At 45.1% G+C, this 21,727-nt stretch carries 17 protein-coding genes; 6 read left to right on the forward strand and 11 right to left on the reverse strand.

Going from position 1 to position 21,727, the window contains the following annotated elements:
* Positions 1 to 38: 38 nt before the first annotated feature.
* The 3 genes from I6E49_RS06105 to I6E49_RS06115 all read right to left on the reverse strand — a co-directional run bounded on the left by I6E49_RS06105 (position 39) and on the right by I6E49_RS06115 (position 4,789).
* On the reverse strand, positions 39 to 1,469 hold the full coding sequence (locus tag I6E49_RS06105; protein ID WP_235401050.1) for an alpha-amylase: 1,431 nt from the start codon (positions 1,467 to 1,469) through the stop codon (positions 39 to 41).
* Positions 1,470 to 1,549: 80 nt separating this feature from the next.
* Positions 1,550 to 2,821 (reverse strand): glycosyltransferase family 4 protein, encoded by a 1,272-nt coding sequence (locus tag I6E49_RS06110; RefSeq protein ID WP_235401051.1) that lies wholly within the window; start codon positions 2,819 to 2,821, stop codon positions 1,550 to 1,552.
* Positions 2,822 to 2,842: 21 nt separating this feature from the next.
* Positions 2,843 to 4,789, reverse strand: coding sequence for a glycogen debranching enzyme N-terminal domain-containing protein (locus I6E49_RS06115; RefSeq protein ID WP_235401052.1), 1,947 nt, complete (start codon positions 4,787 to 4,789; stop codon positions 2,843 to 2,845).
* A gap of 356 nt (positions 4,790 to 5,145) precedes the next feature.
* Here I6E49_RS06115 and I6E49_RS06120 point away from each other — a divergent pair, with 356 nt between their 5' ends.
* On the forward strand, positions 5,146 to 5,847 hold the full coding sequence (locus I6E49_RS06120) for a Crp/Fnr family transcriptional regulator (RefSeq protein ID WP_235401053.1): 702 nt from the start codon (positions 5,146 to 5,148) through the stop codon (positions 5,845 to 5,847).
* A gap of 238 nt (positions 5,848 to 6,085) precedes the next feature.
* Here I6E49_RS06120 and I6E49_RS06125 read toward each other — a convergent pair whose 3' ends face one another.
* The 3 genes from I6E49_RS06125 to gap all read right to left on the reverse strand — a co-directional run bounded on the left by I6E49_RS06125 (position 6,086) and on the right by gap (position 9,179).
* Entirely contained in the window at positions 6,086 to 7,021 is a 936-nt protein-coding gene (locus I6E49_RS06125; RefSeq protein ID WP_235401054.1) for a diacylglycerol/lipid kinase family protein, read from the reverse strand.
* A gap of 53 nt (positions 7,022 to 7,074) precedes the next feature.
* Positions 7,075 to 8,007 (reverse strand): tRNA (adenosine(37)-N6)-dimethylallyltransferase MiaA, encoded by a 933-nt coding sequence (gene miaA / locus I6E49_RS06130; RefSeq protein ID WP_235401055.1) that lies wholly within the window; start codon positions 8,005 to 8,007, stop codon positions 7,075 to 7,077.
* A gap of 161 nt (positions 8,008 to 8,168) precedes the next feature.
* Entirely contained in the window at positions 8,169 to 9,179 is a 1,011-nt protein-coding gene (gene gap / locus I6E49_RS06135) for a type I glyceraldehyde-3-phosphate dehydrogenase (RefSeq protein WP_235394233.1), read from the reverse strand.
* A gap of 495 nt (positions 9,180 to 9,674) precedes the next feature.
* On the opposite strand from gap, the gene mscL reads away from it, so the two are divergent.
* A complete protein-coding gene (gene mscL / locus I6E49_RS06140; RefSeq protein WP_262911520.1) occupies positions 9,675 to 10,115 on the forward strand; it encodes a large-conductance mechanosensitive channel protein MscL in 441 nt (146 codons plus the stop codon).
* Positions 10,116 to 10,366: 251 nt separating this feature from the next.
* Here mscL and I6E49_RS06145 read toward each other — a convergent pair whose 3' ends face one another.
* From I6E49_RS06145 to mazG, 3 genes are read right to left on the reverse strand one after another with little or no spacing between them, the layout of a single operon-like run.
* Entirely contained in the window at positions 10,367 to 11,281 is a 915-nt protein-coding gene (locus I6E49_RS06145) for a ribonuclease Z (RefSeq protein WP_235401056.1), read from the reverse strand.
* Positions 11,282 to 11,288: 7 nt separating this feature from the next.
* Positions 11,289 to 11,867 (reverse strand): lipocalin family protein, encoded by a 579-nt coding sequence (locus tag I6E49_RS06150; RefSeq protein ID WP_235401057.1) that lies wholly within the window; start codon positions 11,865 to 11,867, stop codon positions 11,289 to 11,291.
* Positions 11,868 to 11,882: 15 nt separating this feature from the next.
* Complete coding sequence (gene mazG / locus I6E49_RS06155) at positions 11,883 to 12,740, reverse strand: nucleoside triphosphate pyrophosphohydrolase (RefSeq protein ID WP_235401059.1); 858 nt, start codon at positions 12,738 to 12,740, stop codon at positions 11,883 to 11,885.
* 221 nt (positions 12,741 to 12,961) lie between these two features.
* Between mazG and I6E49_RS06160 the strand changes: the two genes are divergently transcribed.
* Positions 12,962 to 14,305, forward strand: a complete 1,344-nt coding sequence (locus tag I6E49_RS06160) for an anaerobic C4-dicarboxylate transporter family protein (RefSeq protein ID WP_235401061.1) — start codon at positions 12,962 to 12,964, stop codon at positions 14,303 to 14,305.
* Positions 14,306 to 14,922: 617 nt separating this feature from the next.
* Complete coding sequence (locus I6E49_RS06165) at positions 14,923 to 16,248, forward strand: MATE family efflux transporter (protein ID WP_235401070.1); 1,326 nt, start codon at positions 14,923 to 14,925, stop codon at positions 16,246 to 16,248.
* A gap of 76 nt (positions 16,249 to 16,324) precedes the next feature.
* Here the strand turns inward: I6E49_RS06165 and I6E49_RS06170 are convergent, their stop codons facing one another.
* Both I6E49_RS06170 and I6E49_RS06175 read right to left on the reverse strand, forming a co-directional pair.
* On the reverse strand, positions 16,325 to 17,488 hold the full coding sequence (locus tag I6E49_RS06170) for an HNH endonuclease family protein (protein ID WP_235401063.1): 1,164 nt from the start codon (positions 17,486 to 17,488) through the stop codon (positions 16,325 to 16,327).
* Between the two features lie 31 nt (positions 17,489 to 17,519).
* The gene (locus I6E49_RS06175; protein WP_235401065.1) at positions 17,520 to 18,698 is read right to left on the reverse strand and encodes an adenine-specific methyltransferase EcoRI family protein; all 1,179 of its coding nucleotides are present in this window, start codon (positions 18,696 to 18,698) and stop codon (positions 17,520 to 17,522) included.
* A gap of 604 nt (positions 18,699 to 19,302) precedes the next feature.
* Between I6E49_RS06175 and I6E49_RS06180 the strand changes: the two genes are divergently transcribed.
* Positions 19,303 to 20,571 (forward strand): ATP-binding protein, encoded by a 1,269-nt coding sequence (locus tag I6E49_RS06180; protein ID WP_235401066.1) that lies wholly within the window; start codon positions 19,303 to 19,305, stop codon positions 20,569 to 20,571.
* A 306-nt stretch (positions 20,572 to 20,877) separates the two neighbouring features.
* Complete coding sequence (locus tag I6E49_RS06185) at positions 20,878 to 21,651, forward strand: hypothetical protein (protein WP_235401067.1); 774 nt, start codon at positions 20,878 to 20,880, stop codon at positions 21,649 to 21,651.
* The last annotated feature ends 76 nt before the right edge of the window (positions 21,652 to 21,727 follow it).

The raw sequence follows: 21,727 nt of genomic DNA on the forward strand, positions 1-21,727 counted from the left end.
AATATTTATACAAGAACCCTTAACGGGTGTTCTTTTCATTATTCAGCAGGCTGCTCGTCGGCCTTAGCCTTCTTGGCAGCAGGCTTCTTTGCAGCTGGAGTCTTCTTCGGAGCAGCAGCCTTTACAGGAGCCTTTGTCTTCTCAATCTTAGCACGAAGCTTCTCCTCTGTAGCCTCGATTTTCTCAATCTTAGCCTGAAGGCGAACTATCTCCTTATTCTTCATCTCAATCTCCTCATCCTGATTCTTGATGGTTGTGAGCAGTGAGCTCAGCTCTTCATTGTCTACATCCTCTGGATAGAGTGAGTTTACACGTGAAATGAAGTCGCCAAGAATGTTCATATAGTTAGTGAATGCATCAAACGGACTTGAATAGATTCCACGGTTGATACCAACCTGCGACGGTTTTGTAGTCATCTGACGGAAATTGTTAGATGCCTGCAGATAGTCCCAATCCTGATTGATGCGCGGATCGTTAGCAATACGAACACGGTCGGCTACGCTATAGAGCTTGTTGAAAGCCTCACGCTGCATCGGATTACCAAGCCAGCAGCTGCAATCACGCTCCTCATCATTCCATGACAAAGTATCGGGAACGTCAACAGCACTGACACTCTGGAACGAATCGCATATCTCTGACGGTGTAGAGAATGTCACGCCACGCTGCTTGGCACACTCAGGCAATGCCTTGAAGAAGTCGAGGATGTTGCTTGACAGAGGCTGTGCAATACCAAGAGCAGAAAGCTCCATGAAGATATTGACTACCTGCTCGCCCTCAGGAAGATTTGCTATGCGGTCAACATAACTGTCTGCGAAGAGCGGATAGCCCTCCCATTCAGTATTGCTGAAGCGCAATGATATATCATCGCTGAAATTAACGTTGCGCAGAAGAAGCTTGAGATTAGGAGCAAGAGCGCAGTTATATACATAGTTAGGCGACTTCCAGCCGAGGACGTGGCGCGCTCCCTCAGAGAGCATACCCTTAAAGCCCATCTGTGAAACATGCAAACCGATGTCGTCACTATAGATAAGCGAAGAGTTACGCAACACCTTAGGAGTCTGACCGAAGTATTCCTCCATCTTGGTGCACTGGCGCTTTACCTCAGCTGCAAAGCTCTCCTCATTGGCGAGCGATGCAAGTCCGTGTGAGTAAGGCTCGGCAAGGAACTCTACACAACCGGTCTGGTTGAGTTCCTGAAGCTTCTCAAGCACCTGAGGAGCGTGTTTTTCAAGCTGTTCGATACCTACGCCCGACAAAGAGAAAGCTACCTTAAAGTAGTTGCCATTCTCCTTAATCATTTCGAGCAACGCATTGAGCGCAGGCATATACGAACGTTCCGCGATGTCAGAAATGAGACGCTCGTTCTCATAATCGTCGTAATAGTAGTGATCGGTACCGATATCAAAGAAACGGTAGCGCTTCAACTGTATATTCTGATGTATCTCGAAGTATAAACAAATAGTTTTCATTGTTGCTTGTCGTTTAATGGATTGTTGTGTATTTATTGCTTTTATGCATTACTATACATTGTGTGTTACACTTATTAGGCTTAAAGATTGCCTGAAAGAACACGCTCGTACAGATTCTTGATGCGTGCGCCAACCTTCTCCCATGTAATCTGGTCGACCTCATTCTTGCCCTCATCCTGCAGATAATGGAACAATGAGTCGTTATGACAGATTGCATAGATGGCATCGGCGAGTGCGTGGATGTCCCAGTAGTCGACCTTGATACAGTTGTCGAGAATCTCGGCACAACCTGACTGCTTAGATATAATGGTAGGCGTTCCGCACTGCATCGCTTCGAGAGGCGAAATACCAAACGGCTCTGAAACCGAAGGCATAACGTATACATCAGAGTCTTTCAAGCACTCGTACACCTGCTTGCCACGCATGAAACCAGGGAAGTGGAAACGGTCGGCAATACCACGCTCGGCAGCCAAGTAAATCATAGCGTCCATCATATCGCCACTACCTGCCATACAGAAACGCACGTTGCGTGTACGCTGAAGCACCATATTGGCAGCTTCCACGAAGTACTCCGGACCCTTCTGCATAGTGATACGACCAAGGAATGTAACCACCTTGTCCTTACCAGTATGGTCTGGACGTGGGATGTCCTGCAGTTCCTGACGCAATGGATAAACGGCATTGTGCATTGTGAAACACTTGCGCGGATCCTGATGATACTGGTTGATAACGGTCTGACGTGTCAGTTCTGATACACACATAATGCAGTCTGCATTATCCATACCATCCTTCTCAATAGCATAAACTGTAGGGTTCACCTTACCACGCGAACGGTCGAAGTCGGTAGCGTGTACGTGAATACACAATGGTTTGCCACTTACATGCTTGGCATGTATACCAGCTGGATATGTCAGCCAGTCATGAGCATGAATTATATCAAACTCCTCAGTGCGAGCTACTACACCGGCAATGATGGAATAGTTGTTTATTTCCTCATGCAGGTTAGACGGATAACCACCGGCAAATTCCATACAGCCAAGGTCATTGACATGCATATTGTTGAAGTCGGCATAGATATGGTCGCGCAGACGATAGTAGTAGTCGGGATCCATAACATTGGATATGCGGCTCTTTACATAATCGTAGTCGACATCACGCCATGCTATAGGCACACAATTCATAGCAACAATACGGCAAGCGCTGCGATCCTCGTCACCAAACGGGTGCGGCAAGCACAATACTGTCTCTACATCGCCCTGGGCATGAAGTCCCTGTGAGATACCAAAGTTAGCGGTAGCAAGTCCACCATATACGTGAGGAGGATACTCCCATCCGAACATTAATACTTTCATATTTTTGAATCCTCCCAATTTTTAATATTTATATTTTTCCAACAGTTCAAGCGTACGAAGCACCTCTGCTACATTCATAGCAAACGATATTGCTCCACGACCGCTGAACGGTGGGTTGCCGTCAAACAGTTCGGGGATAGTTCCAATGCAGTGCTGCACCATTTCATCCTCGTAACCTACCATCTGGCGCTCAATGAACGACAAACGTGTGCGCTTGTAAATCTTCAAGCAAGCCTCCATATAGAATCCTCCAAGCCAAGGCCATGCTGTACCCTGATGGTAAGCATAGTCGCGCTGTGCCTGCGGACCTACATACATAGGGTTATATCCGCCACTCTTAGGTGAAAGCGAACGCAGACCCTTCGGTGTAAGGAGCTCACGTGTACATACGTCAAGCACAGACTTCTGCTGAGCCTGGCTAAGCGGGGAATAGTCGAACGCAACGGCGAATATCATATTAGGACGAACACTCCAGTCGGGCGAGTCAAGCGGCTCAACATAATCGAACAGATAGCCATACTCATTGACAAATGTATCGACGAACGAACTGCCACACAACTCGGCACGCTTCTCAATTTCGGCGGCAAAAGTCTGATCGCCATACTCGGCAGCCATTGAAGCGCAGAACTTAAGAGCATTATACCACAATGCGTTGAACTCAACAATATAGCCAGTACGCGGCACTACCGGACGACCGTTAGCAGTTGAGTTCATCCATGTCACAGCATGATCCTTGCCTTCTGAATACAACAGTCCGTTTTGACGCAGCTGCAAGTTAGGATGCTTATCGGATACAATATACTGCAAGATATCGTAAAGCAACTTGCCATACTTGCGGTTGCACTTCTCACGACCTACGTACTTAGCATACTGCTGTATGGCCCACACAGCCCAAAGCAACACGTCGGGCTGCTCCATCTCGTAAATCTTGACTGTGAGAGGCTTGCCTTCCATAAACTCATAAAGACCGCGTGCTGCTGTCTCCATAACGAGTTCGAAGTAGTCTTCTTCCTCAATAGACAGTGTAAGACCCGGAAGAGCGATGAATGTATCGCGTGCACGACACTTGAACCATGGATAGCCGGCAAGCAGATAACGCTCGTCCTTGCTTGTACGGTTATGGAACTGGTGTGCTGCATTGATAAGACAGTGGAGGAAATTGTCGCGCGGTGAGCGCTCTTCAACCTCTTTTGTGAACAGAGCCTTTAAGCCACCGGTCTTGCACTGTGTTGTTGAAGCTGAGAATACGATGCTCTCGCCCTTCTTGATGTCCATCTCGAAATATCCAGGAACATAGAGGTCCTCATTTGAAGCATAGCCACGCTCCTGCTCCTTAGGATATTCTACGCCACGATACCAGTCGGGCTGGAACACGAAGTTGTTGGCCTTGCTGAACTGCATATACAGGTCGGGATAACCGGCGTACATACATGTGCGTATACCATTCTCCACCTCGCTGTAATCGCGAGATGCCACAGAATTCTCATGTGTAAACTGACGCACACTACGGAAAGCAAGGAACGGACGGAAACGCAATGTCGTTGCCGAATGGGCATCAACAAGAGTGTAACGAATAAGGATGCGATCCTCATAATGCTGGAACACTACTTCTTTCTTAAGTACCACACCACCAACACGATACAATGTTGTGGGCACCTTGTCACAATCAAATTCCCTGATGTACTTGTGACCTTTAGGACTGAAGTTATTGCCCTGATACTTGTGAAGACCAAGATTGAACTCTGCTCCATGCTGTATCACAGTAGCGTCAAGCGACGAAAGCAACACATGATTCTCGTCGTCAAGGCCAGGTACCGGCACCACAAGCAGACCGTGATACTTACGTGTATTACAGTCAACAATTGTGGAACACGAATACGCTCCCGAACGGTTTGTACGGAGCAACTCACGAGGCAGGGACTCCTCAAGGTTGGTCATAAGAGCTTTTTCGAATCGAAGATAACTCATAGATTTAATTTAAGGTTCATTATTAGTTCGTAATTATAATAGCCATATGGCTCATCAACCATCAAGGTCGGAAACAACAAATAAGTAGTAGGACTTTCAGGTTTAAGCCAATGAGCTTGCGCTCGGCAGTAGTCTTAAGATAAAGGCGTTAGCTGCTTTACGAAATCAAAGGTAATAAAAATATAATTACGCGCAAAAGAAATAAGTCTATATTTTTAAAAAACATGTTATTTAGCACTTTTTTGTGCTTAAAATGCCATAAAAACATATTCACGACAACCATATTAAAGCAAAAAAGCGTAACTTTGTATTGCAAATAGGATAGCTTAAAGTCAATAAAAAAACACCATACGCTTATGCCAATAGAAACACTTCTGGAAAAAGACATTGCCAACAGCATTGCAAATATATGGCATTGCAACAACGCTTATTGTGTCAACAAAATTCAACAGAACCTCACAGTGAGGTCATTCAAACGAAACGAATTGATTTATCAAGAGAACGAGACTCCTACCCACATCCTTTTCCTCGTCAATGGTATGGCAAAAATCATAAAGGAATGCGGTATGGGACGCTCACAAGTTGTGCGCATTATCAAAGAACAGTCATTCATGGGATTTCGCGCTTTCTTTGCACACGAACGCAATACGACATCTGCCTTAGCACTTGAAGACTCTACCGTGGCAGCACTGCCGCTCGACATAATGGCAGAACTGATTGAAATGCATCACAGCATTACCGATTACTTCATTACCATCCTTGCCACTACTCTCGGCGAAACCGACAACCGCTTTGTTACTATCACCCAAAAGCACATACGCGGCAGATTGGCCGAAACGATTCTTGCGCTTAAGGCAAACTATGGAATTGAGAACGACGACAAGACTCTCAACGTGATAATGAACCGCTACGACCTTGCATCGCTTTCGAATATGAGCACAAGCAACGCAATACGCACTTTATCATCATTTGCATCTGAAGGCCTGATAGAGATTTCCGGAAGAAAAATAAGGATTCTCAGTGAAGAAGAATTGGCAAAGATTTCAAGACTTGGATAGACTCATATACAAGGCAGTTATACCTATTATATAATAGGATACATTTTATATTAATATTAAATTGCACTTTATATTAATATTAAATCAATACTTTATATTAATATAAAATACACCTTATTATATATAAGGCACACACTATATATAACAAGAGATAAAAAAAATGATGAGGAAGTGGCATAAGTCAAAAAGACAGAAGTAAGAATAACAATTGACTTTATGCCACTTCCTCAACGTTTTTTTATTCCGGAATAAGGAAGTTTATCACCTCCTGCTCTACTGTAATGGTAAACGGACCGGATGGTGTGCGCATCAATCGGCCGTCTATGCCGACAAGAGCCTTGCGTGCCTCAAGCACTTCCACCTTGCGAGTGCGATAAGGATGCACACTCTTATGATTAAGGAACTTGCCACGCACAAACAGATATATTCCCTCAAGCAATTGTGTCATTCCGGGATGATAGACCACGCTGACATCAAGCAGTCCGTTATACGGAACGGCATTGGGTGTCTGTCCATAACCAGTAGCATTGCCCACGCACATTGTCATGATGCTACGGTTAAGGTCGTCGTTGTTGATCTTGACATGCATGCGGTATTCAAGTCGCTGGAATATCATAAGTATGAACGACATGATGAACGACAGTGTACGTGAACCTGAATAATGACGGGTCTGACGACGAAGATTCATTATAGTGGCAACGAGTCCGATGTTTATACAGTTGAGGAAATATCGGCGGCAAGCCTCGCCATGCTTATTGGCATAGCGAATACATCCAAGGTCAATCTTACGTACACGGCGCTCCTTCAACCACTTTATTATCTGGTCGTAGTCGTCCTCACGCAATCCCCAGAAGTGAGCGAAGTCGTTCATCAGACCGTTGGGTATCACACCAAGTGCCACCCTTTCACGATCATTGCGGTCGGCTTGCATCAGACAATTTACTGCATCATTGAGAGCAGAGTCACCGCCAACAACCACTATCGTACGATAGCCGTTGTTTATCATCATCTTTATGAGACGATCTACGCCTGCCGAACTCTCGCTCTGCACAAAATCATACTCTACGCCGTTAGATTTGAGACATGCCTCAATCTTCTCCCAACGACGTTTCGGGCTTCCAAACATTTCATGCTTTGGGCAATAGAGTATGCCCCAACGGTTATCGTTTATCATAATCGGTTTGTTTTGTTTATAATCCGGAGAGACCAACCCTCCCTATTTACCTTTTATTCATTCATGAGTGACATTATTGACTCAACCTTTTCATCCATCGACTGGGCTGCGTCTATCCAGTGGATTGTGTAGCCACGCCTTTCCATTCCGCGGAACCACGTCATCTGACGCTTGGCAAACTGATGAATGGCTATCTCAAGCTGACGGAACATTTCTTCGTAGCTTGTCTTTCCTACCACATATTCTGTCACAAACTTATACTCAAGTCCGTAATATATAAGGTCGTCAGGATTCACTCCTCCGTCAATCAGACTGCGTATTTCGTCGCACATACCCTCTTCAAGACGTGCCTTAAGCCGTCGTGTAATCTTCTCGCGACGCAGTTCACGGTCTATATTTATGCCTATGACAAGCGAATCCACCGGAGGCATCTGCCGTTCGGGTGTAGGATGTTCAAGATTATAAGTCTCAATCTCAATGGCACGTATTGCACGCTGGGCAGTATCCACATCGGTGCGGTTGTGCATATTCGAACCGTTCTTCTGCTTCAGCTGAACAAGCATCTGCGTGAGTTGGTCGAGCGACTTGCCCTCAAGACTCTCCCTTAGCTTCTGATTTTGCGGTACTGGCGACAGACTGTATCCGCCAAGCACAGCCTCTATATACAGTCCGGTTCCGCCACACAATATTGGCAGTTTGCCACGACTGCGGATGTCGTTGTATGCCGTGTGAAAATCCTGCTGATACTGAAACAGATTGTACTTTGTTCCGGGATCGGCAATGTCTATAAGATGATAAGGAATATGGACGTCGCCGATAGTATAGTCGGCCAAGTCCTTGCCCGTACCGATATCCATACGACGATACACCTGGCGCGAGTCGGCACTGATTATCTCCCCACCAGTACGCAGCGCAAGAGCAGCCGCAACCGAAGTCTTGCCGCTTGCCGTTGGTCCGAGTATGGTTATCATTTTCTGGTTTTGCATATTGTCAATAGCTTTGCTGGACATTATGGATTTATATTCGCTTTAGCTTTAAAGCTACAAACTTACAAAAAAAATCTTACACCCCAAATATTTAATCAAAAAAAAGACCGCAGGGCTAAATGCCTTGCGGTCTTTATTCTATGGTTTATGGGTCAATCGAATTAACCGTTAACCTTCTTCATGTGTGCGATGAGCTCGAGAACCTTGTTAGAGTAACCAATCTCGTTGTCGTACCAAGAAACTACCTTAACGAACTTGTCTGTGAGATATACACCAGCGTTTGCGTCGAAGATAGAAGTCAAAGTGCAGCCGAGGAAATCAGAAGAAACTACAGCGTCCTCTGTGTAGCCGAGTACACCCTTGAGCTCGCCCTCAGAAGCCTCCTTCATAGCAGCGCAGATTTGCTCCTTAGTAGCAGCGTTCTTGAGGTTAACTGTAAGGTCAACTACAGAAACGTCGAGAGTCGGAACACGCATAGAGATACCTGTCAGCTTGCCGTTGAGCTCAGGAATTACCTTACCTACAGCCTTAGCAGCACCTGTAGAAGAAGGGATAATGTTGCCAGCAGCAGCACGGCCACCACGCCAATCCTTCAAAGAAGGACCGTCAACTGTCTTCTGTGTAGCAGTTGTAGAGTGAACTGTTGTCATCAAACCGTTCTCGATACCGAACTTGTCGTTCAGAACCTTAGCGATAGGAGCCAAGCAGTTTGTTGTGCAAGATGCGTTAGAAACGAACTGTGTACCCTTCTCGTACTTGTCGAAGTTTACGCCGCAAACGAACATAGGAGTTGTATCCTTTGAAGGAGCAGACATAACTACGTACTTAGCACCAGCCTGGATATGAGCCTGAGCCTTCTCCTGTGTCAGGAAGAGACCAGTAGACTCAACTACGTACTCAGCCTCAACCTCGTTCCACTTCAAATCAGCAGGGTTGCGCTCAGCAGTTACACGAATGTGGTTGCCGTTAACGATGAGCTCGCTCTTCTCAACGTCAGCCTCGATTGTACCCTGGAAAGCACCGTGCATTGTGTCATACTTGAGCATGTAAGCCAAGTAATCTACCGGGCAAAGGTCGTTGATACCTACAATCTGAATGTCGTTGCGAGTCTGAGCTGCGCGGAATACGAAGCGGCCGATACGACCAAATCCGTTAATACCTACTTTAATCATTTTACTTTATTTTATTTAAAGGGTTAATTTTGTATCTTATACCATACAAATGTATTAACAAAGTCCGTTTTTCTTGTTAATGAGACATAGAAGCGTAAGAATGTCGCCACACTTGTTAGGATTACTCCTTTTATTTCGCTGCAAAGATAATAATTATTTTCTGAAAAGAAAGACAATTAAAGTATTAATTTATATAAAAATCTCATTACATAATCACTATTTCCTTTCTGACTATAGCGATTGCAATATGTAGTTTGCAAAACGCACACAAAAACCAATAGTACACACTCGGCAAACTGCTGATTGCATTCTATTATTTTATCCGTACATAATACATCATTGTATAACTGCCGACTCTACAATATATATTATAGGTAGCGTGTTTGTACAAAAGCGGCATTCTATCTTAAAAAAACATTCAATGTACTATTGGTTTTGACGATTTTTTCACTATATTTGCACCGACACTAATATAAACATAAATAAAATAAAACCATGAGTAGTATTCTTAACGAATTCAAGGCGTTTGCCGTAAAGGGCAATGCGGTAGACATGGCTGTCGGTGTAATCATCGGCGGTGCATTTGGCAAGATTGTTTCTTCAATCGTAAATGACATCATCATGCCTCCTATAGGCTGGCTTATCGGTGGTGTCAACTTCAGCGATTTGAAGTTCGAGCTTCCGTCAGTACAGATTGCCGGTGAAACTATGCAGGCAGCAACCATCAATTACGGTGCCTTCATACAGACTATCATCGACTTTGTAATCATTGCCTTCTGTGTGTTTATGCTTGTCAAGGGCATCAACAAGCTTTCGAGCATCAAGAAGAAGGAAGAAGAGAAGAAGACCAAGGCTGCTCCTGAGGAGCCTAAGCCTACAAACGAAGAGGTGCTGCTGGCTGAAATACGTGATTTGCTGAAGAATCAGGCAAAATAATAAAACGACAAACCATGCGTGAAAGCGCAAAAGCAAAGGGCAAGGTGGATTAGTCCTTAAATTCCACCTTGCCCTTAATTATGTTTATAGCCTTTGTGTTTCGGTATCATTTGACAATGCAAATTTACGCAAAAACAGGCTACCTTGCAAATGCTTTTATGTGTCCTATGGCTTAAGTGTAGCGATAAGTGGTTTAAGTGGATAAAATCAACGCTTAAACGTAATAAATTCTTTGCTTTTTTCTTTTTGTTCTATAGCGTCACCACCATTCCCTCATTCGACAGTTCGGAAGCTTCAAACACCTGTCGTGCCTCTTCGAGCAGCACGTCCTCATTATCGTACTTCGAACTGTAATGACCGAGCAGCAACCGTCCCACCTGCGCATCGCGTGCCACCTGGGCTGCCTGTGCTGCCGTAGTATGAAAATACTTCTGTGCCTTTTCGATGTCGGGCGTGGCATAAGTGGACTCATGATAGAGGCACGAAACGCCCGAAACGCGTGCAGCGAGGTCGGGCAGATAGCACGTATCGCTGCAGTAAGCATAGCTGCGAGGCTTGTCGGCAGGCGTCGTAAGTCGCGAATTTGGCACCTCCCTACCCTCTTCGTCAGTCCACGATGCTCCGTTCTTTATATTGTTTATCTGTGATGTGGGGATGCGATAGAAGTCAATCATGTCGCGACGTATGTGTGGCAGCGTCGGTTTCTCGCGAAAGAGATAACCGCATGTAGGCACACGATGCTTCAGTGGAATAGTCTCTACCGTAAGGCTTCGGTCCTCGTATACCACCTGTTGCTTGGTAGTGTCGACGGCATGAAACTGTATTTCGTAGTCGAAATCGGTGCAGAATGTGGCAAGAAGCATATCGAGCACGGGCTTGAAATCCTTGGGTGCATATATGGCAAGCGGCATAGTGCGGCCCAACAGACCGAACGACGAGAGCATACCTATCAGTCCGAAACAGTGGTCGCCGTGAATATGCGATATGAATATTGCCACTATCTTGTTGAATCCTATGCGTGAGCGTCGCATCTGGGTCTGCGTTCCCTCGCCACAGTCAATCATAAACTGCTTGCCTCGCAGCTCCACCACTTGCGACGACGGATTATGCCGCAATGTAGGCAGAGCCGATCCGCATCCGAGTATATGGATTTTGAATGGTTCCATTGTTGTTTTATTTCTGACGCTTGTATATGTATATGCCCTTCTGGTTTTCGAGATAGAGCGAGTCGGCACTGAGCGATGTGATGTCGAACGTATCGCGATTGAGCAGCAGTTGTCCGTTCAGAATCTTCCATGATGTCCACGGGTTGGTCTCGGCTTTCACTTCCGAGTGTACTGTTCCGCCCTCCTCTATCATGAAGTTGCGGTCGATGCTGGTCCAATGGCCCAACAGTGATGTAACGTTGATAACACGTGTGGCAACAAGTTCGCCATCGGCTGTCTTCAATCCGGTCACCGCCATCTTGTCGCCAGCCATGAATCCGCCCTCCACATTCGACACGATACCTTCAGTGATGCCACCGTCCATATCTGCCTCGGCATCAAGAATGGTGTATGTCAGCGTGTCGCCTGCATCGGTGATGAGTTCCATTGAGTGCATCGACGTACCGCTTCCGCACACTCCATATACAGTAGAGTCTGCCACTTCCACCTCGTCGTCTGCTATCATCTGCGACTTCTGTTTCTTGTCGTTGCAGCTGGCAATCAGCATTACGATTGCTACAGCTAAGAATATCTTCAACTTGTTCATGTTACGATGATTTAATTATTTCTTTTCCTGAGCCTTCGCCTCGTTCCACAGCGCATCCATCTCGCCGAGCGTCATGTCCTTCAGCGGTTTGCCGATGCGTATCGAATGCTCCTCGATATAGTTGAATCGTCTGATGAATTTGGCGTTGGTCTTCTCAAGAGCCGTGTCGGGATTGATTTTGTACAGACGTGCGGCATTGATGAGCGAGAAGAGGAAGTCGCCGAATTCTTCGGTCGAATGCTCGCGGTCTTCCTTGCGCAGTTCGGTCTCCAGTTCGCCAAGTTCCTCGCGCACCTTGCCCCAAACGTCGCCCTTGTCTTCCCAGTCGAAGCCTACATTGCGCGCCTTGTCCTGTATGCGGTAGGCCTTGATGAGTGCGGGCAGAGCATCGGGCACACCCGATAGCACACGCTTGTTGCCGTCCTTCTCGCGCAGTTTTATCTGTTCCCAGTTCTCGATCACCTGCTGTGCGGTCTTCACTTCTTCCGAATTGTCGCGCTCTTCCTCCTTCTCGCCATAAGGCAACGGCTTAGGATCGGGTGCTCCTACCTGCGAGGGATGATATACGTGGGGATGGCGGAATATGAGTTTGTCGACAAGCTTGTTGCAGACATCCGCCATGTCAAACTGCTGCTTCTCCTGGCCTATCTTGGCATAGAAGCACACATGCAGCAGCACGTCGCCCAATTCCTTGCAGATATTAGGCTCGTCGTCCTTGAGCAGGGCGTCGCACAGTTCGAATGTCTCTTCTATGGTGTTGGGTCGAAGCGACTCGTTGGTCTGCTTGCGGTCCCACGGACATTTCTCGCGCAACTCGTCGAGCACATCCAGCAGACGTCCGAAAGCCTTGAGTTTTTCTTCTCTTGTATGCATAGTATATATATATTAAATATGTGGGGCATACCAATTGGTGCGGTATACGATAACGCAAAGGTAAGAATAAAAATCGACACTATAAATAGGATTTTTCAATTTCATTCGTAATTTACAAATCTTTGTCAGAAATATTAAAATCATATTTTAGGAAATATCCGTAAATTTGCACCATAGAATTTACTAAAACTGAAACAAATAACACTAAAGACAAATCCTTTATGGCAACAGCTATTATCCTTTTACAATTTGCCATCGTACTGGCTCTTATCTTCAAAGGTGCCCGCGTAGGCGGCATCGGACTCGGCATCTACGGCATGGTGGGTGTCTTCATTCTTGTCTTCATCTTCGGACTTAAGCCGGGCAATCTGCCTATCGACGTGATGCTCATCATCGTGTCGGTGATTACGGCTGCTGCGACATTGCAGGCGGCTGGCGGACTTGACTATCTTGTAGGTTTGGCAGCCAAATTCCTGCGCAAGCATCCCACACACATTACTTATTTCGGTCCGCTCACCACATGGCTCTTCTGTCTGGTGGCAGGTACTGCACACACAAGCTACTCGCTCCTGCCTATCATCTCGGAGATTGCCACCAACTCAAAGATTCGTCCCGAGCGCCCGTTGAGCGTTGCCACCATATCGGCATCATTGGGCATCACTGGCAGTCCGGTCTCTGCAGCTACAGCCGCAGTCATCAGCACCGACCTACTGGGTGGTGCAGGCATCGAACTGAAGCACATCCTTATAGTCTGCATTCCGGCTTCGCTCATTGCCATACTTGTAGCTGCCTTTGTACAGAACCGCGTGGGCAAGGAACTGAACGAGGACGAGATATATCAGGAGCGTGTACGCCAGGGCATTATCAATCCCGAGAAGGACAGCAAGCTCATCGACAACATGATAAAGAATCCCGATCCGCACGCCAAGTATGCTGTGCTGGCTTTCCTCTTGGGCGTGTTGCTGGTAGTAGTATTCGGCAGTGTTCCGTCGCTGCGTCCGTCGTTCATGCTCGACGGCGAGCTGCATCACGTCAGCATGCCGGAGATTATCGAGATTGTAATGATGTCGACAGCAGCCCTCATTCTGCTTGTGAGCAAGGCCAATGTGCAGGACGCCGTCAATGGCAACGTATTTGCCGCAGGCATCAACGCCCTGGTTGCCATATTCGGCATTGCATGGATGGGCGACACATTCTTCAACGGCAATCTGGAATTCTTCAAGGGTCACATCGCCAGCATCGTCACCCAGTATCCGTTCCTATTTGCCATTGCCCTCTTCATCATGGCCATCATGCTGTTCTCGCAGGCTGCTACGGTGCGCACGCTTTATCCGCTGGGCATAGGACTGGGCATCCCGCCACTGGCTCTCATAGCCATGTTCCCTGCTGTCAACGGCTACTTCTTCCTGCCCAACTATCCCACTACGGTGGCAGCCATCAATTTCGACCGCACGGGTTCTACGCGTATCGGACGCTTTGTAATAAACCATTCGTTCCAGCTGGCAGGCTTCATCACTACATTCGTATCAATAGGAGTAGGCTACATCATCATACAATTCCTATAGCAAAGGCCACCCCTTCGCCTTGCATTTATGCAGGCGGAAAGGGCAGAAAGTACCTCTTTTATTTTATTTATAATCGGTTGATTTCGAAATGTAGTCCTTTTACGATGCAGAAGGAGTCCTTTTGCATTGTAAAAGGGGTCCTTTTGCATTGTAAAAGGGGTCCTTTTGCGCTCCAAAACGAGTCCTTTTGCAAGCCAAAAGGACTACATTTCGAGACGGCACATGACAATCACGGCTTCACATCTATAAATCACTGAAAATCAGACTCAACAAATGAACATATACAAGCCAATTGCATTGAGGGAAATGTTGACAGTTCGAATGGAGCCGTCAACCTGCTCTATAACGTCACACCCAACCAGCAGTTCTCCGTCGAGGTGAGATAGCCGACTACAATAGCTACTCCAAATATTATATCGGCGTGTATTGTTGTTTGGAATAAAAGTTATAATTTTGCAGTACGAAAGGACACCTACATGAATCAACAAATACCGATTCGACGACTATATACATACAGATATTTATTGTTTAAAGGATAACTATAGAAGAATATGAAAACTGAGAAAAACAAAATACAGGCGCATTCTGCATCTTCAAAGTCTGCGTCAGTCAGCGACATGACTGTAGGCTCGCCACTGCGCCAGATCTGCAAGTTTGCCCTGCCACTCATATTGGGCTACATTCTGCAGCAGATGTATCTCATCATCGATGCCGCCATTGTAGGCAGATGGATTGGCGTTGGTGCGCTGGCAGCTGTGGGTGCGTCGTCGTCCATAATGTTTCTCGTTATGGGATTCTGCAACGGAGCTTGTGCAGGATTTGCAATTCCCGTAGCACAGGCATTCGGCGCAAAGGACTATCGCAAGATGCGCATCTACGTAGCTAATGCCGTGAGAATATCGGCTGTAATCGCTTCGGTGGTGACGCTGCTCTCGCTTATGTTCTGCCATAGAATCCTGCAATTGGTCAACACTCCTGCCGACATCTTCCACGATTCCTACATATTCCTTATGCTGCAGTTTGCCGCCATACCATTCACATTCGGCTTCAATCTCTTCTCTGGTCAGATACGTGCGCTCGGCAATTCGCGCCAGCCATTCTATTTTCTCATCACATCTGCCGTTATCAACATTCTGCTCGACGTTGTGCTCATACTCGGTTGCGGACTTGGCGTGGCGGGAGCGGGCATAGCCACATGGTTGTCGCAAGCCCTTTCGGTTTTTTTATGCGTATGGTATATACGCAAGCACATGCAACTGCTCATTCCTCATGGCGACGAACAACGCTTTGACAACAAGCGAACAAGCATCCTGCTCAACAACGGCGTGCCTATGGGTCTGCAATTCTCCATTACCGGCATTGGCATCATTATGCTGCAAAGCGCCAACAACGCCCTCGGCACAACATGCGTGGCAGCATTCACTGCCTCAATGCGAATTAAATATCTCTTCACTTGTGTATTCGAGAACATCGGAGTGGCTATGGCTACCTATTGCGGACAGAACCTTGGCGCACGCCAAATGAGTCGTATCACCAAGGGAGTGAAGGATGCTATCTGCCTGATGCTGGTCTACTTCGTCTTCACCTTCATCGTGATTTATCCCTTTGCTGACTGGATGATGCGCCTATTTGTAAACAGTGGTGAGGCTGAGGTAGTAAGCCGTGCTGCACAGTTCATGCGCATTGCCAACTACTTCTACCCTACCCTCGGATTGCTAACCATACTGCGCTACTCTATTCAAGGACTCGGTTTCAGCAATCTCTCGATGCTTAGCGGCGTGATGGAGATGATTGCCCGATGTGGTGTAAGCCTTTGGCTCGTCCCCGCCTTGACTTGGACTGGTGTCTGCTTAGGTGACCCCGTAGCCTGGTGTATGGCAGATGTATTCCTAATTCCAGCCTTCATTTGGGTGCAGCATAGACTGAAAAAACAAGCAGCATAGCAAAGGGTGAAGTCTATACACTGCATGTTTCAATGGAATTATGCAGTGTATAGACTGCATGTTTAGTAAAAATAGACTATCTGTTACCTTTTGCCCTATTATGTGTCTTGCACAACATCTGACAATTACTTTCGTCTGTCGGTCCGCCATTACTCCAGGCTTTTACATGGTCAGCATCCATCTCTGACAATTTCCATATTCTATTCTTGTTTGCTTCATGCCCTATAGCGCAAAGCGGACAATTGCTAACACCTTCTTCCTTCGCTTTCTTAGTCTGTCGGTCATAAACACGTCGTTTAGTAATATCGTCAAATACTCTTACATTCAAAAGTTTTGTATTTTTGCAACCACCAAGCACATATTCAAATACATTCTTAGTATCCTTTACCCGGTCATCATTATAAAGTTCTGCAACCTTGCGCGAGACATCTACATGATCGTATGGATTATTATGGAAACGCTCGTATAATTCGCCCCAATCCAACCCGCACATCTTTGGATACACATCATCGAAAGTCTGTTCTATCCACGATATCACATCATTGAAATACATACGCAGTTCGTTAATATTATCATCCAAACGATGTTCCTGCATATATTCTTCAATGTTATTGCGACTCACCCATTTAAGCGCTGTTTCCAATATTTCCTGTCTGTTCGCCGACCCATGTATATAACAGCCCCATTTCTGCAAACGTGAGTCTTCCTTGTTACTGAACTCCTTGCGCGCTGCCGTAACGAACGGACCTGAATATATGGCATTACGTGTTTCTTGGGCATTAATCTGAACACCACCCATGTTTATAATCTTGAACCATTCTTTTATCTCCGACTCAGTTCCTTCGCATATATATGCTATCAACTCTGTATTCTCTATCAGCTGTCGTTTGTCTACTGGCAAAGGCTTAAACTTGTATGGCTTTCCATTAAACATTACAGAAAACTTGCCTATAAGAAATCGTCCAATACTTGTTATACGCTGCTGTCCATCAAGCACTTCAAGTTGTCCATCGGCACGACGATTGAAATAGAGCAGACCAAGAGGATACTCTTTCAACAACGAGTCTATTACCGCAACCTCCTTTGTTCCATTCTTCTCACTATAGAGATAATTACGCTGATATTCTGGCTGAATAGTGAGTTTTCCAGCCAATCCGTAGAGTCCCTTGCCGTCAATCTGGCTAAAAGTGAAACCCTCGCAAAGTTCTTTGATTGTATATTTCTTTAATTCTACTTCCATTGTGATTAGTTTGTTGAGTATTGGGAATTTGTTACTTTTTCTTACGTATCAGGATTCGAGCATAACATTTTGAGTAATAAATGCCATCTACAATATAATACACATCCCCTTCTATAGGTCCATCCACCTCAATAGCAGCACCATCATTAAGTTTTGTTACAACAGACTTCTTGCCAGTCTTGCTCACTTGTATTTGCTTGGGATAGATTTTACTTGCCATGCCAAACCAACTCTGTGTTATCCCGACAATTTCAAATTGTTCGGGGTAATATTTATCAAGGAATGTAATAGGCACACCCATTATCTCATCGTAGTCTTTTGGAATAGCATCTGTAAATGGCACCTCAATTGCTTCAAAGTTATCGTATACACTGTATTGTTTGCCTTTAACCTCTTTATGCTTGCTGTATTTTATATTATCAGCCATAGTCATTAGTTCGAGTGGGTGATGGCGGCGTCCATGATCTATATTTGTATACCATCTAACGCCTTTAACACGTATATACTTCTTCCCATTCTCATCAATACGCCACCCCGCAGCTTTAAGCGGATATCCTTCAGGCACCTCAAACTCCCTATCGCCACTATGAATTGTACATCCCATCCAAACACTATTGTTTTGAATTAAAGGAAATACTTCCTTGTAGGTAACACAATTTATGTTACCGATAATGATAAACTGCTTTTTAGCTTCAACTATCCAAGCTAAAAACACTCTGAACAAAGAAAACGGAGGATTTGTTATGATGATGTCGGCTTCATCTCTCAGTTTCTTTACTTCATCACTTCTAAAATCGCCATCACCTTCAAGATAATCCCACTGCAAATCATCAAGATCAATAACTCCATCGCCTGTAGTATCTTCTGTAAGCACAAAGATTTTTCCGTGGGTTTTTGTTTTGTCCTTGTCGAACTTCGGCGATTGCGTTTCAAACAACGATAGTTGCGTACCGTCTTTATACGTTTTGCTATCAGGCGCATAACTTGTTGATATAAGTTTCTTCAAACCCAAATCCTCAAAGTTCTGCGCAAAATACTTTGTAAAGTTACTCCATTCAGGATCGTCACAAGGCAGCAACACGGTTTTTCCACGAAACACATCAGGGTTATAATCAAGATATGCCTCCATCTCGGCCTCAATGTCATAGAACTGAGTATAGAACTCGTCTTTCTTGGCAGCCTTTGCTTTTGATAATGTACTGTTTGCCATAAAAATTGATAGTTGTTTTTAGTTGGCACCCAACTATCAATCCGCAAACGCGACACGGTACGACAAGACATAAGAAAAGCGTGATGCCATCCTTATCGCGTTTAGCACGGGGTGGCCTCGGATTGGAACCCCGGAAATTTCTAAGAATGCACCACGCCTATTGCGTGTGCATCGCTTATCAAATTTCCAGGGATAACTATACGAGTCACCTGTCACATATTATTCGTGCTTTTTATTCCAAATGAGTTTCCGAGGCTCTTGGCTAAACGCGAAATAATAGCGAATGCATATTTTTTTACCACAATGTCTGGATATCCTACCGTGAAATACGGAGAAATCCATCGCAAAGTTACGAAAAACATTTGAATTAGATATGTAAAAACTAAAAAAGCTCTCCTAAAACCGTCACTATCGTCTACTCATCATGATTGCAATAAGCGTGTTTAGCATTACTATCTGTATGAAACAACAAAGAGTGAAGTCTATACACTGCATCTTTGGGGTGATTTATGCAGTGTATAGACTGCATCTTTACGGAAAAGATGCTGTTTATATCATTTATTTATGCTATCTTTGCAATTAGAACAGTATAAAAGCAAAGATTATGGACAAGAATGCTATAAAGCAAATAATACTTTGGCAGCAGGAATTTGTTGGCAAAGTAAAACTACAAGGACGCAACATTAGTTTGGAGGAAAATGCAAACTATGTGTTGGTTGGCATTCGTCGTGCGGGCAAGTCGTATATGCTTTACCAGAAGATTCAGAATCTTGTAGCGCAAGGACATTCTTTGGAAGAAATCTTGTTTATCAACTTTGAGGACGAACGTATCACAGACATACGCAAGGAAGAGTTGCATCTAATACTTGAAGCTTATCGCGAGATGTTCAGTCATCAACCTATCATCTTCCTCGATGAAATACAGAACGTAGAAGGATGGGAACACTTTGCCCGCCGATTAGCAGACGAGAAGTATCGTGTATACATCACCGGAAGCAATGCCCACATGCTTAGTCGCGAGATAAGCTCTACATTGGGGGGAAGATATCTGACAAAGGAGATACATCCCTTCTCTTTCGAGGAATATCTGGAATACCGACATGTGCATCTTACGAAATTCTGGGAACTGTCGCCTATAAAGAATGATGTATTAAGACTGTTTTCCGATTATTTCTACTATGGCGGACTGTCGGAAGTTTTCAACATGCAAGACAAGAAGTCGTGGCTTCAGTCGCTTTATCAAAAAATTCTGTACTCAGACATCGTTATAAGAAAGAGTGTAAGGAATGAGCGCAGTCTTCGCTTGCTTATAAGGAAATTGGCTGACAGCGTTATGCAACCCACTGCAATTAAACGCCTACAAAACATTCTGCAAGGAGACGGTACAAAAATAGCAAGAGAAACCATAGCTTCATATCTCGACTATCTGCACGAGTCGTTCCTAACATTCAGCATCAGTTGCTTCACCGACTCCATCACCGAACGTGAGACTATAAAAAAGCATTATTTCTACGACAACGGTATTCTGAACCTGTTTCTCTTCCAGCCAGAGACTAAGTTGTTGGAGAACATTGTGGCAATACAACTATACAAGAAGTATGGCGAAGACTTGTATTATTACAACAAAAATATGGAGGTCGACTTCTGTGTGCCTAAAGACGGATTGCTCGTTCAGGTGTCGTATCGTATGACTGAAGACGCAACTCGTAATAGGGAAATCTCTGCACTACAAAAAGTAGGAAAGTTCCTTAATGCAAAAAAATGCATGATAATAACTTACGACCAAGAAGAAACAATACCATCAGCCGAACTTGGGATGGATATAGAGGTGGTGCCAGTGTATAAGTTTTTGCTGGATGAGGAGAAATATTAGGATAAGACAAGCAATGAGGTGAGCACATAAAACTCATATGACGAACATCCGCTTGCTTTTGCCTATACTTTAGGAAGATTTCACCTTGTTTTTGCCTATGTTTTAGGATAGTTTTAGTATGATTTTGCCTATGCTTTAGGAACAAATCGTTATCTTTGCAGTAAGAATAAATGATACAACTATTATGATACACAGACAATTAACTGACGACCATTACAGAATGGAGCAAGCGTGAGAACCGTAAGCCCCTTGTTCTGCGTGGAGCCCATCAAGTTGGAATGTTGACAAAATAATTGATAAGAATATATGACCATAACTGAACATTTCATTTGCGGTAAGCATACTGCTGCCGACTGCGAGGACGGCATTGTCATAACCAATGACTTTGCTGCTGTGATTGATGGCAGCACGAGCAAGACACCTACAAGGCTTGACCCTCCAATGAAGAACGGACGCTTTGCCATGCTGCTCATAAGCGAGTATATCAAGCAGATGCCAGCTGACTATACCATGTCAGACTTCTGCCGAGGCATAACGCTTCGCATTGCTGAAGAATATAATAAGCGCAGCATCGCTGAGCGTATGGCTGAACATCCCGAGGAACGCCTAACGGCTTCTGCCATTATATATAGCAAAAGCAGAAAAGAGGTTTGGATGGTGGGCGACTGCCAAGCCATAATAGACGGAACGTATTACGACAACTCAAAGCCTTACGAGCAAGAGATAGCCATGCAGCGTGCCACTTTGATAAAGAACGGGATGTCGCCTAAAGATGCCCGACGCACTATTGAGCCTCAACTGATAAAGGCTATGCTGGAGGGACAAAACCAACAGTATGCCGTAATTGACGGAACACCGATATATATGCCTGGCACTCGCATCGTTAAGGCATCAAATTCCGTTGTGCTTGCATCTGACGGCTACCCTACTCTGCTACCAACACTAAAAGAAAGCGAAGAAGCCTTGGCACTACATCTTGCCAATGATCCACAGAACATAGGCGACTTTGTTGCTACCAAAGGACTGGTAGAAGGCAACGTAAGCTTCGACGACCGAGCTTACATCAAACTGACATTATAAATACTCAAGTTTCGGATTTAGACTTTGAGGTTGAATTTATTGTATAAAAAAGGCTTTGAGTATTTCCGTATGTCAC

Source organism: Leyella stercorea (assembly GCF_021531655.1).

Coding starts and splice junctions, on each gene's coding strand:
- I6E49_RS06175 (WP_235401065.1), bottom strand. CDS start 18,698: ATGGCAAACAGTACATTATCAAAAGCAAAGGCTGCCAAGAAAGACGAG.
- mazG (WP_235401059.1), bottom strand. CDS start 12,740: ATGCATACAAGAGAAGAAAAACTCAAGGCTTTCGGACGTCTGCTGGAT.
- I6E49_RS06180 (WP_235401066.1), top strand. CDS start 19,303: ATGGACAAGAATGCTATAAAGCAAATAATACTTTGGCAGCAGGAATTT.
- mscL (WP_262911520.1), top strand. CDS start 9,675: ATGAGTAGTATTCTTAACGAATTCAAGGCGTTTGCCGTAAAGGGCAAT.
- I6E49_RS06115 (WP_235401052.1), bottom strand. CDS start 4,789: ATGAGTTATCTTCGATTCGAAAAAGCTCTTATGACCAACCTTGAGGAG.
- I6E49_RS06150 (WP_235401057.1), bottom strand. CDS start 11,867: ATGAACAAGTTGAAGATATTCTTAGCTGTAGCAATCGTAATGCTGATT.
- I6E49_RS06110 (WP_235401051.1), bottom strand. CDS start 2,821: ATGAAAGTATTAATGTTCGGATGGGAGTATCCTCCTCACGTATATGGT.
- gap (WP_235394233.1), bottom strand. CDS start 9,179: ATGATTAAAGTAGGTATTAACGGATTTGGTCGTATCGGCCGCTTCGTA.
- I6E49_RS06105 (WP_235401050.1), bottom strand. CDS start 1,469: ATGAAAACTATTTGTTTATACTTCGAGATACATCAGAATATACAGTTG.
- I6E49_RS06160 (WP_235401061.1), top strand. CDS start 12,962: ATGGCAACAGCTATTATCCTTTTACAATTTGCCATCGTACTGGCTCTT.
- I6E49_RS06165 (WP_235401070.1), top strand. CDS start 14,923: ATGACTGTAGGCTCGCCACTGCGCCAGATCTGCAAGTTTGCCCTGCCA.
- I6E49_RS06185 (WP_235401067.1), top strand. CDS start 20,878: ATGACCATAACTGAACATTTCATTTGCGGTAAGCATACTGCTGCCGAC.
- I6E49_RS06170 (WP_235401063.1), bottom strand. CDS start 17,488: ATGGAAGTAGAATTAAAGAAATATACAATCAAAGAACTTTGCGAGGGT.
- I6E49_RS06125 (WP_235401054.1), bottom strand. CDS start 7,021: ATGATAAACGATAACCGTTGGGGCATACTCTATTGCCCAAAGCATGAA.
- I6E49_RS06120 (WP_235401053.1), top strand. CDS start 5,146: ATGCCAATAGAAACACTTCTGGAAAAAGACATTGCCAACAGCATTGCA.
- I6E49_RS06145 (WP_235401056.1), bottom strand. CDS start 11,281: ATGGAACCATTCAAAATCCATATACTCGGATGCGGATCGGCTCTGCCT.
- miaA (WP_235401055.1), bottom strand. CDS start 8,007: ATGCAAAACCAGAAAATGATAACCATACTCGGACCAACGGCAAGCGGC.